Origin of the sequence: Bradyrhizobium sp. 1200_D9_N1_1, assembly GCF_052075915.1 — a bacterium.
Classification (GTDB): domain Bacteria; phylum Pseudomonadota; class Alphaproteobacteria; order Rhizobiales; family Xanthobacteraceae; genus Bradyrhizobium; species Bradyrhizobium diazoefficiens.
In genome coordinates this window covers 3,355,908-3,368,861 of record NZ_CP197226.1, presented here as the reverse complement: position 1 = coordinate 3,368,861, position 12,954 = coordinate 3,355,908, and the positions used below count along the sequence as shown (strand labels likewise).

Here is a 12,954-nt window from a genome sequence, read left to right as displayed (position 1 = left end):
ACGCGCGCCCCGGGATGACGCTGTGCCTCAGTTGCCCCACACTTCCTTCGCGATCTCCACCGCAAGGCTCAGCTTGGCCCACTGCTCTTCCTCGGAGAGGATGTTGCCTTCCTCGGTCGAGGCGAAGCCGCATTGCGGGGACAGTGCGAGCTGCTCAAGCGGCGCGAACTTGGCGGCCTCTTCCAGACGGCGCTTGATGTCGTCCTTCTTCTCGAGCTCACCGAACTTCGAGGTGATGACGCCGACCACGACGACCTTGTTGCCCTTGGGCAGGAAGCGCAGCGGCTCGAAACCGCCGGCGCGGTCGCTGTCGTACTCCAGGAAGTAGCCGTCGTAATTGGTGCCGGCGAGCATGGTCTCGGCCACCGGCTCGTAGCCGCCCGAGGAGATCCAGGTCGAGCGGAAATTGCCGCGGCAGACATGTGTCGTCACCACCATGTCGGCGGGCTTCTCGGCCAGCGCGTAGTTGATGATGCGCGCATAGATCTGCTGGAGACCATCCGGATTGTCGCCGCGCTCGCGCGCCTTCTGCAATTCGTCCGGCGAGCAGAGATAGGCCCACACGGTGTCGTCGAACTGGAGATAGCGGCAGCCGGCGTCATAGAACGCGTTCACGGCCTTCCGATAGGTCTTGCCGAGGTCCTCGTAGAAGGCATCGAGATCGGGATAGACGTCCTTGGAGATCGACTTGCGGCCACCGCGGAAGTGCAGCACCGCCGGCGAGGGGATCGTCATCTTGGCGGTGACGTGGGCCTGGTCGGCGCACTTCTTCAGGAAGCGGAAATGGTCCAGCATCGGGTGGTCGTCGGGGAAGTCGAGCTTGCTGATCACGCGGACCGCATCGTGACGGGTCTGCACGCCGGCGAACTGGATGCCGGTGTCGGGGTGAAACAGCTCGCAGCCGGTGAGCTTGGCCAGAAAGTCGAAATGCCACCAGGAGCGGCGGAATTCGCCGTCGGTCGCAAGCTTCAGCCCGACCGAGGCCTGCTTGTGCACGACCTTCTCGATCTCCATGTCCTCGATCTTGCGCAGATCGTCGGCCGAGATCTCTCCCTTCTCAAGCCTGGCGCGGGCTTCCTTGATCTTGGCGGGGCGCAGGAGGCTGCCGACCTCATCGGCACGGAAGGGGGCTTTGGTTCGCTGCATTCTTGAACTCCCGAGGATTTTTTAGTGGGCCGCCGCCCCTGCGACTCCGAGGTGGCGCTCCAGGACCGAGGGGTCGGCCTTCAGCGCGGCGCTCGGGGCGTCGTGGACGATCGTTCCGCGTTCCAATATCACAACACGGTCGGCGAGCCCCAGAATCTTTTGCGCATTCTGCTCGACGATGATCGAGCAGATGCCGCCGGCGCGGGTGATGGCCCCGATCGCCTTCAACAGCTCCTCGACGATGATGGGGGCAAGGCCCTCGGTCGGCTCGTCCAGCAGCAGGACCTTCGGGTTGAGGGTCAGCGCGCGGCCGATCGCCAGCATCTGCTGCTCGCCGCCGGAGAGCTGGTTGCCAAAATTGCCCCGCCGCTCCTTCAGCCGCGGAAACATCTCGTAGACCTTCTCGACCGTCCAGGGACCGGGCTGGGCCACCGCGGTCATGTTCTCCTCGACCGTGAGCGAGCGGAAGATATTGCGCTCCTGCGGCACCCAGCCGATGCCAGCGCGCGCCCGCTGGTCGGGTCGGAGTGTGGTGACATCCGTGCCGGCGAGCGCGACGGTGCCGGAGAAGCGGCGGGTGACGCCGACGATGGAGTTGATCAGCGTGGTCTTGCCGGTGCCGTTGCGTCCGAGCAGCGCCAGCACCTGCCCTTCGGCGAGGCGCAGGGACATCTTCGGCAACACCACCGCCTCGCCATAGCCCGCGCGCAAGGCTTCGATCTCGAGCAGGTCAGACATTGACCGCCTCCTCGCCGAGATAGACCGCCTTGACCTGCGGGTCGCGCGCAACCTGCTCGGGCGGGCCTTCTGTGAGCAGCGCGCCGGAGACCAGAACCGAAATCCGGTCGGCGAAGGAGAACACCAGATCCATGTCGTGCTCGATCAGCAGCACCGTGACGTCGCGCGGCAACGCGCCGACCACGGCGAGAATGTCGTGGCGCTCGCTCTCGGGCACGCCGGCGGCGGGCTCGTCGAGCAGCAGCACGCGCGGCTTGGCCGCGATCGCGACCGCGATCTCGAGCAGGCGCTGCTTGCCGTAAGGCAGGGTCACGGTCTCTTCGTTCATCACATCGAGAAGATGGAAGCGCGTCAGGAGATCGGCGATCTCGCCATTGACCTCGCTGCGCGTGCCCATCCGCCGCCACCAGTCGCCGCCATGGCCGAGGCGCTCGGAGACGGCAAGGCCGATGGTCTCGAGCGGGGTCAGGTCGGGATAGAGCTGGTTGATCTGGAACGTGCGCGACAGGCCGCGCAGCACGCGCTTGTGCACCGGCACGTCCGTGATGTCCTGGCCTTCCAGCAGGATGCGCCCGGAGTTCGGCTTCAGCACGCCGGTGAGCTGGTTGATGACAGTGGTCTTGCCGGCGCCGTTCGGGCCGATCAGCGCGTGGCGGGCGCCCTGCTCGATTCTGAGCGAGAGATCGCGGGTGACGCGCAGGCCGCCGAACTGCTTTTCGAGGTTCTGGGTTTCGAGCGCGATGGTCATGCGTCGCTCTCCGGCACGGCGACGACCGCTTTACGGCCCGCGACCTGCTTGATGATCAGGTTCGGCACATACAGCACGCAGCGATGCAGGCGCTGGCGGCCGACCAGCACAATCACGACCAGCACGAGGCCGATCCAGAACTGCCAGTATTGCGGGGTGATGGTGGAGAACAATTCCTGGAGCATACGGAACACCACCGCGCCGACCAGCCCGCCATAGAGATAGCCGGTGCCGCCGATGACGAGCACCAGCATCAGGTCGGCGGAGCGCTCGAAGGCGAACACGTCGAGCGAGGCGATCGCGGTGGTCTGGGTGAACAGCGCGCCTGCGATGCCGGCATAGAACGCCGCCAGCGTATAGATCGCGATCAGGCGGCGGTTGACGGGGATGCCGATCGCCGCGGCCCGCAGCGGATTGTTCTTGATCGCACGCAGCGACAGGCCGAACGGCGAATGCACGACGCGGCGGGCGAACAGGAACAACACGAACAGCACGGCCAATGAATAGAAGAAGCCGGCCTTGCCGAACATGTCGAACGGAATCTCGCCAAAGATCGGCTGCATCTCGATGCCCTGAAGGCCGTCGGTCCCGCCGGTGATGTTGGAGAAGCGCTCGGCGAGCGCCTCCAGCAGCAGCGCGATGCCGAGCGTCACCATCAGCCGGGTGAGATCGACGCCGCGGATCACGAGGAAGCTGGTGGCGAAGCCCAGCACCATCGCGGCAAGGCCGGCCACGATCAGCGCGAGCACGGGCTCGTTGATGATCCCGTGAAGAGCAAGCAGCCCCGACGCATAGGCACCGACGCCGAAGAAGGCGGCGTGGCCGAGCGAGACGATGCCGGCATAGCCGAGGATGAGATCGAGCGACATCGCAAACAGCGCCAGCCGCAGGATGTCGGTCATGATCAGATAGCGCGTGGGAAATGCAAAGCCGCAGGCCAGCACGATCAGCCAGAACGCGACTTCGCCATAGTGCCAGCGCGCATGCCGCTGGGCGTGATAACCGACGTCGGAGGAAGCGCTCATCGGCAAACTCAACGCGCGGCCGCGCGGCCGAACAGGCCGTTCGGGCGCCAGATCAGGATCACGATCATCATGGTGTAGATCACGAAGGGGCCCATCTTCGGCACGTAGTACTTGCCGGCGACGTCGCCGATGCCGAGCAGGAGCGAGGCCAGGAACGGGCCGGTGATCGAGGACGAGCCGCCGACGGTGACCACGATCAGGAAGTAGATCATGAACTTCAGCGGGAAATACGGGTCGAGGCCGAGGATCTCGGCGCTGAGCGCGCCACCGAGGCCGGCGAGCCCGCAACCGAATGCAAACGTGAAAGCGAACACCTGCGGCACGTTGATGCCGAGGCCGCTGGCGGCGCGCGGATCGTCAACGGCGGCGCGCAGCCGGCTGCCGAAACGGGTCTTGGCCAGCACCATCTGGAGCGCGATGGTGAGCAGGCCGCAGATCACGATGATCATCAGCCGGTAGCGGCCGATGCCGACGCCGAACAGGTCGAACTGGCCCTGGAGCGCGGCCGGCAGGTTGATGAAGACCCGCGACGAGCCCTGGATGTAGTCGACCGCCGCGACCGACATGAAGGTCAGGCCGATGGTGAACAGCACCTGGTCGAGATGGCTGCGCGTATAGAGATGGCGGTAGAGCGTACGCTCGAGCACGATGCCGATCGCCGCCGACGAGACGAAAGCGAGCGGCAGCGCGGCGAAGAACGGCCAGCCCATCCGGTTGACCAGCACCATGCAGACATAGCCGCCGGTCATGGCGAAGGCGCCGTGAGCGAGGTTGACGAAGTTCATCAGGCCGAGCGTGACCGCGAGCCCGCAAGCGAGCACGAACAGCAGCATGCCGTAGGCAACGCCATCGAACAGGTTGGTGAGGATAGAGGTCATCGTCTCAGCTTGGTGTTATCGGTCATGGCCGGGCAAAAGCACGAAGTGCGTCTTCAAACAAATGTCCCGGCCATCCACGTTCCTGTTTCGGCTCTCGCGTGGATGCACCGGTCAAGCCCGGGCATGACGAGAGCGGGGCGCGAGATCCCGGGCTCGCGCCAATGCGCGCCCCGGGATGACGCGCTTTCGCGCGTCACTTCTTGGTCTTGCCGAGGTCCTTGACGGCTTCGAAGGTCGCGAACTCGACGTTGTAGAGCTCGCCGTCGACCTTCTCGACCTTGCGGATGTAGATGTTCTGCACGATGTCGCGCGTCTCGGGGTCGATCGAGATCGGGCCGCGCGGGCTCTCCCACTTCTGGCCCTTCATCGCCTCGACCAGCTTGGTGCCGTCGGTGTCGCCACCGGTCTTCTTCAGCGCCTCGTAGATGAGGTGGATGCCGTCATAGCCGCTCACCGCCATGAAGCCCGGACGAGTGCCGAAGGCCTTCTTGTAGGCCGCGACAAAATCCTTGTTCATCGCGGACGGATGCGCCGCCGAATAAAGGTGCGCGGTGACCGTGCCGAGCACGGCATCGCCCATGTTGTTGAGGAGATCGTCGTCGGTGACGTCGCCCGGTCCGATCACCTTGATGCCGGCCTTGTCGAGGCCACGCTCGGCATACTGCTTCATGAAGTTGCCGCCCTGACCGGCCGGCACGAACACGAAGATTGCGTCGGGCTTGGCGTCCTTCATGCGCTGAAGGAACGGCGCGAAATCGGGATTCGCGAGCGGCGTCTTGACCTCTTCGACCACCTCACCGCCGCCGGCGGTGAAATTCTGCTTGAAGAAGTTCAGCGCGTCGTTGCCCGGCGCGTAGTCCGAGGTCAGCGTCGCCACCTTCTTGATGCCGTTCTTCACCGCCCAGTCGGCGATGATGGTCGAGGACTGCGCCAGGGTGAAGCTGGTGCGCACGATGTAGGGCGAGCGCTCGGTGATGATGGAGGTGCCGGCCGCCATCACGACTTCCGGAATCTTGGCCTGCGTTGCCAGCGGCGCGGCGGCGAGGGCTGCCGGCGTCACGCCGAAGCCGGCGATGAAATTGACCTTGTCGTTGACGATCAGCTCTTGCGCAGCGGTCTTGGTCTTGTCGGGAATCGCGGCGTCGTCCTTGAGGATGATCTCGATCTTCTTGCCAGCGACGGTGTCGCCCTTCTGCTGCATGTAGAGCTTGATCGCGTTCTCGATCTGCTTGCCGGTCGAGGCCTGGCCGCCGGTCATCGGCAGGATCAGGCCGACCTTGACGGTGTCCTCGGCCCTGGCCGGCGCGACGGCCACAAAGCCTGCGACGGCGGCCACCGCGGCTGCCCAAGAAAGTTGTTTGCGTTCGAACATCAGAGTGTCCCTCCCCTTGATTCCTGACCTCTTGTGCGGCGAACCGAGTGCCCGGTCCTTGCCTCACTCTAGCTCACGCGCGAGCCTTATCGCGCGCCACATGGCGTCCTTGGCGCCCCCCTTGTCAATCGGACGTTTGGCGACCATTCGGCGCAAGCCGAGCGTCCCGATTTCCGACGGCGGGGAGTGATGTCGCGGTTACGTCGAGGTGACCCGAACGCCCCGACCTTGGCTGCTTTTATTTGTACGATTGTACAAATAAAATGGACCTGTCAACGAAAAAGCCCCCTCGCCGGGCCAAGCCACGTTGTCGCGAGGCCGGCGCCGCAGTCTAGAAACGCGACGGGCCGCGTGGATGGAAGATTTCGTCTTTCTTTTGCAGAATTGGTACATCCGGGGCCTCGCGCCGGCTCCAACCCGGTAACTGATTACCTACCTCGAATAAGTCTATTTTACCTTGTTGAAGGCTACTCTCGCGGCGCCAGCCTGACCCGGCGTCCAACCAGACCGAACCAGCGCGCCCCCACAATGCCCAAGCCTTTCCGCTCCCTCCTGCCCCTCCTCGCGCTTGCCGTGGGGCTGTCCGGCTGCGGCACGGTCAATGAGAAGCTGTCGGCCGGCGTCGGCGATTACGTCCCGCAATGGGCCGGCGGCCTACCGGCCGACGCCCCGCCGCGGGCAGGCACGCCGCAATACGACGCCTACATGAAGGAGCGCGAGCGCAAGCGGCTGCTGCCGGCGGCCGATCGCGAGAAGGAAGAGCAGGCGCAGAAGGGCGCGACGGGCACTCCGTCGAGCGGCGCGGTGCGCTAGGTCGGTGCGCTCCCTCGCCCGCTTGCGGGGAGAGGGTTGGGGTGAGGGGGAGTCTCCACGGGGACGGTGACAGTTGGAGTCGCGGAGAGTCCCCCTCACCCGGATTGCATCGTCGATGCAATCCGACCTCTCCCCGCAAGCGGGGAGAGGTGAAACAACATCAATCCATAAACACCACGGTCTTGCGGCCGTTGGGGATGACGCGGTCGTCGAGATGGTAGCGGATCGCGCGCGCCAGCACGCGGCGCTCGATGTCGCGGCCCTTGCGGACGAGATCTTCGGGCGTGTCGCGGTGGCTGATGCGCTCGACGTCCTGGTCGATGATCGGGCCCTCGTCGAGATCGCGCGTGACGTAATGCGCGGTGGCGCCGATCAGCTTCACGCCGCGCTCATGGGCCTGGTGATAGGGTTTTGCGCCCTTGAAGCCGGGCAGGAACGAGTGGTGGATGTTGATGCAGCGCCCCGACAGTTTGGCCGACAGATCGTCCGACAGGATCTGCATGTAGCGCGCGAGCACGACGAGATCAGTTCCGGTCTTGGCGACGAGATCGAGGATCTGCGTCTCCTGCTCGCGCTTGCTCTCCTTGGTCACAGGCAGATGATGGAACGGGATGCCGCCGAAATCGAGCCCGGCATAGACCTCGCGCGGATGGTTGGAGACGATCGCGGTCGGGACCATCGGCAATTCGCCGGTGCGCCAGCGATAGAGGATGTCGACCAGGCAATGGTCGGACTTCGACACCAGCAACATCACCTTGCGATGCGCGGCGCGGTCGCGCATCTGCCACTCCATGCCGAAGCGCTCCGCGATCGCGGCAAAGCCGGTCTGGAGCGCGGTAAGCTCCACGGCGAGATCGGCCGCGGTGAACACCACCCGCATGAAGAACTTCTTGGTCTCGACGTCGTCGAACTGCTGGGCGTCGAGAATGTTCTGTCCGTTATGGGCCAGGAAGGTCGACACCGCCGAGACGATGCCGGGGCGATCCGGACAGGACAGGGTCAGGACATATTGGTGATCGGGCATGGCTCTTGATGAAGGTTTGGGCAAATGATGCGGAACAACTCGCGATTTGCGCCCTGCTCTATCACCGACCCCGCCCTTGCGCCAATCCCAAGACTTGCTTCTACGTAAAGTGCAGAGTCAGGATGAACGGACCATTGCGATTTGTACTGGAGCACGCCCATGGCCGACCGCTTGAACGGCTACCGCATCCTGATCCTGGAAACGCGCGAGGAGGCGCAGTTCTCAAAGCTCCTCGCCGAGCAAGGCGCCGATGTCGTGCAGTGCCCGATGTTCACCATCCACGATGCGCCGGACCCAGCCCCGGTCGAGGCCTGGATCCGCCGCGCCATCGACAGGCCCTTCGACGATCTCGTGCTGATGACCGGCGAAGGCCTGCGGCGGATCATGAAGCTCGCGCGGACCCGTGGTCTCGACCAGGCTCTGGTCGCGGCCCTCGCCAAATCGCGAAAATTCACCCGCGGGCCGAAGCCCGGCAAGGCGCTGCGCGAGATCTCGCTCGAGGCGCAGCAGACCACGGAGAAGCCGACCACCGAGGGCGTGATCGAGATGCTGGGCAAGCTCGACCTGAAGGGGCGGCGCCTCGGCCTCCAGCTTTATCCGGACAAGGACCACAGCACCCTGACCGGCGCACTCTCGGCGCAAGGCGCCGAGGTCGATACCGTGCTGCCCTATGTCTACGATTCAAAGGCGGCGGATGCCAACATCGTCGCCGCCATCGACGACATGGCGGAGGGACGGATCGATTCCATCGCGCTGACCAATCTCGGCCAGGTCCGCCGCCTGATCGAAGCCGCAAAGGCACATGGCAGCGAAGCGAAGTTGCGCGCAGGGTTGGAGCGGACGCTGATTGCGTCGGTGGGCCCTGCGGTGTCGGGGGAGCTCGCCGCGCATGGCCTGCGCACGGACATCGCACCGGCGGAAGATGCGTATTTCATGCGGCCGCTGATTTCGGCGATGGCCGCAGCGCTCGCCGAGAAACGGCCGAAGGTGGCGGGTTAATCACCAGGCGACGATGCCTAGCTTGCCACCTGCGAGGCGGCCGACATCAACTCCTGGGGGCTCGGAGCCCCGAACATGCGCTGGCCGCCTTCAGGAACCTCGGTAAAGGTCCAGCGCACGATCCCCTCGCGATCGAGCAGGAACTGGCCGAACAGCTGGCCCTGGCCGGTTGCCGCCATGCGCTGATCGGCCTCCATCATCTCGTAGCCGTCCTTGTTGTTGAGGTATTCGGCAGCCGCCAGCCGATTCATCGGCCCCGGCGTTTCGCCGGGCATATCGACCTGCATGCTCATGACGACGTCCATACCCACCTTGCGCGGCCACTCGGTCTCGTGGTCCGTAAACTCGAGATTGGGCAGGCCGAACGCGCGGTGCGAGACCCGCTCGGGGTCGGACGCGGCGAGCAGATTGGGCAAGGGATGATAGCGGAAGTAGAGCCGCGCGCGTTCGATGGGCGTGTTCACGACCGTGAGACTTTCGACGCCCTTGTCGCGCAGCGCTGCGCCAAGTTGCGCCTGTGCCGCGATATGGCGCCGACAGAACGGGCAGTGCAGCCCTCGAAACAAGCCGATCAATATCGGGCTATGCCCGCGAAAATCCTGGAGCGCGATCGTTCCATCGCGGGTGATGGCGTCCAGCACGACGTTCGGTGCGCGATCGCCCGGTTGAAGCGGTCCGTCGACATGAAGTTCTGACATGGTTGAACTCCTTCATATGACCTAGTCGAGAAACGGCAGTACGATCAGCCCGGCGGGATCAAGCCCGTGGCGGGCGCAGACATCATGGGCCAGCGCGAAATATCGGTCGGCCTCGGGCATGTGGCCTCGATCAAGGCTCAGCGTGGCGAGACCATCATAGCATGGAAAAAGCTGCTGCGGTTCGCCGGTTTCGTTCGCCACCTCGATTGCCTCGTTGTAGCAGAGGGCGGCCAGATCGGGGCGGAAATGGCATTGATGGATTTGCCCGAGCACGATCAAGGGCACGGCGAGATGCTCGCGCTGATCGAGCGCGCGGTCGATTTCGATCGCCTTTTCGGCAGCCGGCACCCCTTCTTCGGTACATCTGTCCGTGAAGGTGCAACAGGCAACGGCAAAATTGGCAAGAAGACGCGCCTGGAAGCCGAGATCCCCGATCCGACGCGCGACATCGAGTCCACGCCGGCAGACCTCCACGGCTTTCGCCGGGTCGACAATCGTGTAGAGCACACCGAGATTGGTGTAGCCGCGGCAGGCTACGTTGAGGAGGCCGGCTGTTTCGGCGGCTGCAACACTCTGCTCCACCTCGCGCACCGCCTCCTCGTGTCGTCCAAGCCGCGCCAGCGCAACCCCCTTGGTGTTGAGGGCCTCCGCAATGGCACGTGCCGCCTCGAGCCCTCCCTGCTTGTCCGCGTCCGCCGGTACGGACCGTGCATAGCCGAGCGCCTCGTCTGCCCATCTTGCGGCGGCCACGTGATCGCCCGTCCGAAACGCGAGACGGCCGCGCTCCTGCAAGAGATGCGCCCACTCGATGGGCGCGTCGATCCCTCCAAGCAGGTTGGCCGCCTCGGCGTAACGCGTCTCTGCCTTGATCCGCTTGCCGGCGTCCCACAGCAATCGGCCAAGCTTGCGAAGAATTCGCGCTTCGCTGATCCGGTCCTGTAGGGCGCGGTGCCCCTCCAACGCGCTCTGATAGTGCTCCTCGGCCGTATTCCGGCGGCCAGCCGCGCCACAGAGGTCCGCGATCCGCTCGTATAGGACCAGACGTTCCGGCTCCCGTTCGCCGCCGGCCAACAGCACGGCGAGGGCCTGCTGGTAGAGACGGATGGCATCGTCATTGGCATAGCTGGCGCGTGCGCGATCGCCTGCCGCGCGCAGATAGCGCGCGCCTTTCGGCTTGCTCGCGCTCAGACTGAAGTGATGTCCGAGCAGTATGAGATCTTCGAGGCGCTCGGGCTCATGGCCATACAGCCTCTCGAGCGCCCCACCAATCCGTCCATGAAGCTCGATCCGGCGCTGCAGAAGCAGGTTTTGATAGATCACGTCCTGAAGCATGGTTTGCGTGAAGCGGTAGGTCCGCAGCGAAATCGAATTCGAGCCCGCGATCTCCTCGACGATTTCCGCGTCGCACAGAAGTTCGAGCCCTGCTTCGACCCTTGCCGGCTCGGTTGCCGCCGCACCGAGAGCAGCCGCATCAAAACGCGGGCCGATCACTGCGGCCTCCTGTGCCAGGCGGCGCACCTGATGCGGCAACCGGTCGAGACGCGCCAGCAACAACGCCTGAATGCTTGCCGGAATATCGGCGGCGGCTTCATCCGACGTCATCCGCCACTGCACGCCGTCGCGCTCCAGGGTGCCGGCTTCGATCAGGCCGCGTATGATCTCCTCGAGGAAAAGCGGATTGCCGCCGGCGCGATCGAGGATTCGACTGAACAGACGTCCCGGTGGTTCACGCCAACCGTGACTGAAATAGGCCGCGAGCAGCCTTTGTCCGTCGGCGTCCCCAAGCGGGGGCAGCCGGAGGGTTGCGTGACTGATCCTGCTCGAACCGAACTGGTCCAGTTCCAGCATCGGCCGATGCGTAAACAACAGCATCAGCCGCGTCCGCTCCAGTCGGTCCATCAGGAAGCGCAACGCTTCAAGCGACACCGCATCGGCCCAATGCAGATCCTCGACGATGATCAGCAGTGGCGACAGTGCCAGGCGGCGTTCGAAGACGGTGCGGATCGCGAAGAATATCTGGCGGCGGAGCTGTTCGGGCTCGACATGCCTGAGCACGGCGTTGGGGTCGCCGAGGCCGAGTACGTGCAGATAGAGGGGCATCAGGCGGTCGGCCTCGTCAGTCGCGAGGCCAAGCTCCGACAGCGCTTCGGCGACCTTCGCCTCCGCCTCGGTGGCGCCCGCCTTCTGCGCGATGCCATAGGCGCTGCGCAGCACGGCGGCGAGTGTGCCGTAGGACTGTTCGCCGAGCGGCGAGCACGCCGCCTGCCGGATCGCCACGCCTGCGAATCGATCCTGATCGCGCATGCGGGCGACGAACTCCCTGACCAGGCGCGTCTTCCCGATGCCGGCCTCACCGACCAGCCGCACCAGTTGAGCCGCGCCGCCGCACGCGAGATCAAGGCTGCCGATCATGCGCGCAAGCTCGGCGTCGCGCCCGATCAACGGCGCATTGAGGCCCAGCGTGTCGAGACCTCGCGCCGCACGGGGCGTGTCGAGCGGCTCCTTCAGACGGTGGACCAGTACGCTGCCCATCTTGCCCTTGAGCGAGACCTCGCCAAGCGAGTCATAGGAGAACGCATGCCGCGTCAGACGGTGGGTCAACGGCCCGACCAGCACCTCGCCCGGAGCCGCCATCGATTGTAGTCGCTGGGCGGTATTCACCGTGTCGCCGGTCACCGAATAGGATTTGGCAACGCCCGCACCGAGCCCGCCCGCGACGACGTGCCCGGTGTTGATGCCGACATGGAGCAGCAGCGGTGAACCTGCATACGCCTTCGCGCGTTCGCTGAGGCGCGCCGTCCGGTCGATCATGTCGAGAGCAGCGCGCACCGCCCGCTCTGGGTCGTCCTCGTGCGCCGCTGGCGCACCAAACAGAGCAAGCAGCGCATCGCCGATGAATTTGTCCACGAAGCCGCCGAAGCTTTGCACCGCGGCCGTCAACTCCTCGAACAACCCGTTTTGAAGCGTCTGCATGACCTCGGGGTCGAGCCGCTCGCTCATCGCAGTGAAGCCGCTGAGGTCGGCAAACAGCACGGTGATGGTGCGGCGGTTCGCCTCGCTGTCGATCTTGTCCAACTGAGGTCGAAATGCGGCTTGAGCCTCCTCCGCCGGCGCGAGCGGCGGAGAGGAGGACCGGATCGGGAACGTCGTCGGGCTCGTCCGCGCCGATGCCTGCCCGCCTGTGGGGGTCTCAGAGACGAAGGCGCCGCATTTCGGGCAATAGGCGAAATCCGGCGCGCATGGAAAGCCGCAGCCAGGGCACACGTTCGGCTGCTTCGTGCCGCACTTCGGGCAGAAGGCAAAGCCGCTCTGGACCTCTAAACCACAGCAAGAGCAGTTCATGGGTCAAGACCTCGCGGAAGCCGCGATGGTGCAATCTCCTGGACCTGCCGGACGGGCCCAGGAACCGGGCAAGCATGGGCTCGTCGCACGGGAAGAGCAAGCGGTGGTCGGTTAACGGCCGCGCGCGCGGCCTCACCCCTCCCCGCAACCGGACCGTCTTTCGGTGCTGAG

At 65.0% G+C, this 12,954-nt stretch carries 11 protein-coding genes; 2 read left to right on the top strand and 9 right to left on the bottom strand.

What is annotated here, in order from left to right; all coding sequences use genetic code 11:
• Positions 1-27: 27 nt before the first annotated feature.
• The 6 genes from AB5K84_RS16135 to AB5K84_RS16110 form a co-directional block, all read right to left on the bottom strand.
• Complete coding sequence (locus AB5K84_RS16135) at positions 28-1,146, bottom strand: cobalamin-independent methionine synthase II family protein (protein ID WP_304564259.1); 1,119 nt, start codon at positions 1,144-1,146, stop codon at positions 28-30.
• A 21-nt stretch (positions 1,147-1,167) separates the two neighbouring features.
• Complete coding sequence (locus AB5K84_RS16130) at positions 1,168-1,884, bottom strand: ABC transporter ATP-binding protein (RefSeq protein ID WP_110116682.1); 717 nt, start codon at positions 1,882-1,884, stop codon at positions 1,168-1,170.
• A complete protein-coding gene (locus AB5K84_RS16125; protein WP_110116683.1) occupies positions 1,877-2,632 on the bottom strand; it encodes an ABC transporter ATP-binding protein in 756 nt (251 codons plus the stop codon). Before AB5K84_RS16125 ends, AB5K84_RS16130 begins: the two co-directional genes overlap by 8 nt.
• A complete protein-coding gene (locus tag AB5K84_RS16120) occupies positions 2,629-3,657 on the bottom strand; it encodes a branched-chain amino acid ABC transporter permease (protein WP_110116684.1) in 1,029 nt (342 codons plus the stop codon). The genes AB5K84_RS16125 and AB5K84_RS16120 overlap by 4 nt, the downstream gene beginning before the upstream one ends.
• Positions 3,658-3,665: 8 nt before the next feature.
• Positions 3,666-4,535 (bottom strand): branched-chain amino acid ABC transporter permease, encoded by an 870-nt coding sequence (locus AB5K84_RS16115; protein WP_110116685.1) that lies wholly within the window; start codon positions 4,533-4,535, stop codon positions 3,666-3,668.
• 193 nt (positions 4,536-4,728) lie between these two features.
• Positions 4,729-5,907, bottom strand: a complete 1,179-nt coding sequence (locus AB5K84_RS16110; protein WP_011088694.1) for an ABC transporter substrate-binding protein — start codon at positions 5,905-5,907, stop codon at positions 4,729-4,731.
• 528 nt (positions 5,908-6,435) lie between these two features.
• On the opposite strand from AB5K84_RS16110, the gene AB5K84_RS16105 reads away from it, so the two are divergent.
• Positions 6,436-6,720: a hypothetical protein gene (locus tag AB5K84_RS16105; RefSeq protein WP_060908259.1), complete on the top strand. Its 285-nt coding sequence runs from the start codon at positions 6,436-6,438 to the stop codon at positions 6,718-6,720.
• Between the two features lie 160 nt (positions 6,721-6,880).
• Here the strand turns inward: AB5K84_RS16105 and purU are convergent, their stop codons facing one another.
• Positions 6,881-7,744 carry a formyltetrahydrofolate deformylase gene (purU, locus tag AB5K84_RS16100; RefSeq protein WP_110116687.1) on the bottom strand — a complete coding sequence of 288 codons (864 nt, stop codon included), beginning with the start codon at positions 7,742-7,744 and terminating at the stop codon, positions 6,881-6,883.
• Between the two features lie 159 nt (positions 7,745-7,903).
• Here purU and AB5K84_RS16095 point away from each other — a divergent pair, with 159 nt between their 5' ends.
• Positions 7,904-8,743, top strand: coding sequence for a uroporphyrinogen-III synthase (locus AB5K84_RS16095; RefSeq protein WP_011088697.1), 840 nt, complete (start codon positions 7,904-7,906; stop codon positions 8,741-8,743).
• Between the two features lie 17 nt (positions 8,744-8,760).
• Here the strand turns inward: AB5K84_RS16095 and AB5K84_RS16090 are convergent, their stop codons facing one another.
• On the bottom strand, positions 8,761-9,441 hold the full coding sequence (locus AB5K84_RS16090) for a redoxin domain-containing protein (RefSeq protein ID WP_110116688.1): 681 nt from the start codon (positions 9,439-9,441) through the stop codon (positions 8,761-8,763).
• A 21-nt stretch (positions 9,442-9,462) separates the two neighbouring features.
• The gene (locus AB5K84_RS16085; RefSeq protein ID WP_110116689.1) at positions 9,463-12,783 is read right to left on the bottom strand and encodes an adenylate/guanylate cyclase domain-containing protein; all 3,321 of its coding nucleotides are present in this window, start codon (positions 12,781-12,783) and stop codon (positions 9,463-9,465) included.
• Positions 12,784-12,954: the final 171 nt, after the last annotated feature.

Excerpts from the sequence above, each read along its gene's own strand:
- AB5K84_RS16085 (WP_110116689.1), bottom strand. The coding sequence starts at position 12,783 with ATGAACTGCTCTTGCTGTGGTTTAGAGGTCCAGAGCGGCTTTGCCTTC.
- AB5K84_RS16125 (WP_110116683.1), bottom strand. The coding sequence starts at position 2,632 with ATGACCATCGCGCTCGAAACCCAGAACCTCGAAAAGCAGTTCGGCGGC.
- AB5K84_RS16110 (WP_011088694.1), bottom strand. The coding sequence starts at position 5,907 with ATGTTCGAACGCAAACAACTTTCTTGGGCAGCCGCGGTGGCCGCCGTC.
- AB5K84_RS16115 (WP_110116685.1), bottom strand. The coding sequence starts at position 4,535 with ATGACCTCTATCCTCACCAACCTGTTCGATGGCGTTGCCTACGGCATG.
- purU (WP_110116687.1), bottom strand. The coding sequence starts at position 7,744 with ATGCCCGATCACCAATATGTCCTGACCCTGTCCTGTCCGGATCGCCCC.
- AB5K84_RS16105 (WP_060908259.1), top strand. The coding sequence starts at position 6,436 with ATGCCCAAGCCTTTCCGCTCCCTCCTGCCCCTCCTCGCGCTTGCCGTG.
- AB5K84_RS16095 (WP_011088697.1), top strand. The coding sequence starts at position 7,904 with ATGGCCGACCGCTTGAACGGCTACCGCATCCTGATCCTGGAAACGCGC.
- AB5K84_RS16090 (WP_110116688.1), bottom strand. The coding sequence starts at position 9,441 with ATGTCAGAACTTCATGTCGACGGACCGCTTCAACCGGGCGATCGCGCA.
- AB5K84_RS16130 (WP_110116682.1), bottom strand. The coding sequence starts at position 1,884 with ATGTCTGACCTGCTCGAGATCGAAGCCTTGCGCGCGGGCTATGGCGAG.
- AB5K84_RS16120 (WP_110116684.1), bottom strand. The coding sequence starts at position 3,657 with ATGAGCGCTTCCTCCGACGTCGGTTATCACGCCCAGCGGCATGCGCGC.
- AB5K84_RS16135 (WP_304564259.1), bottom strand. The coding sequence starts at position 1,146 with ATGCAGCGAACCAAAGCCCCCTTCCGTGCCGATGAGGTCGGCAGCCTC.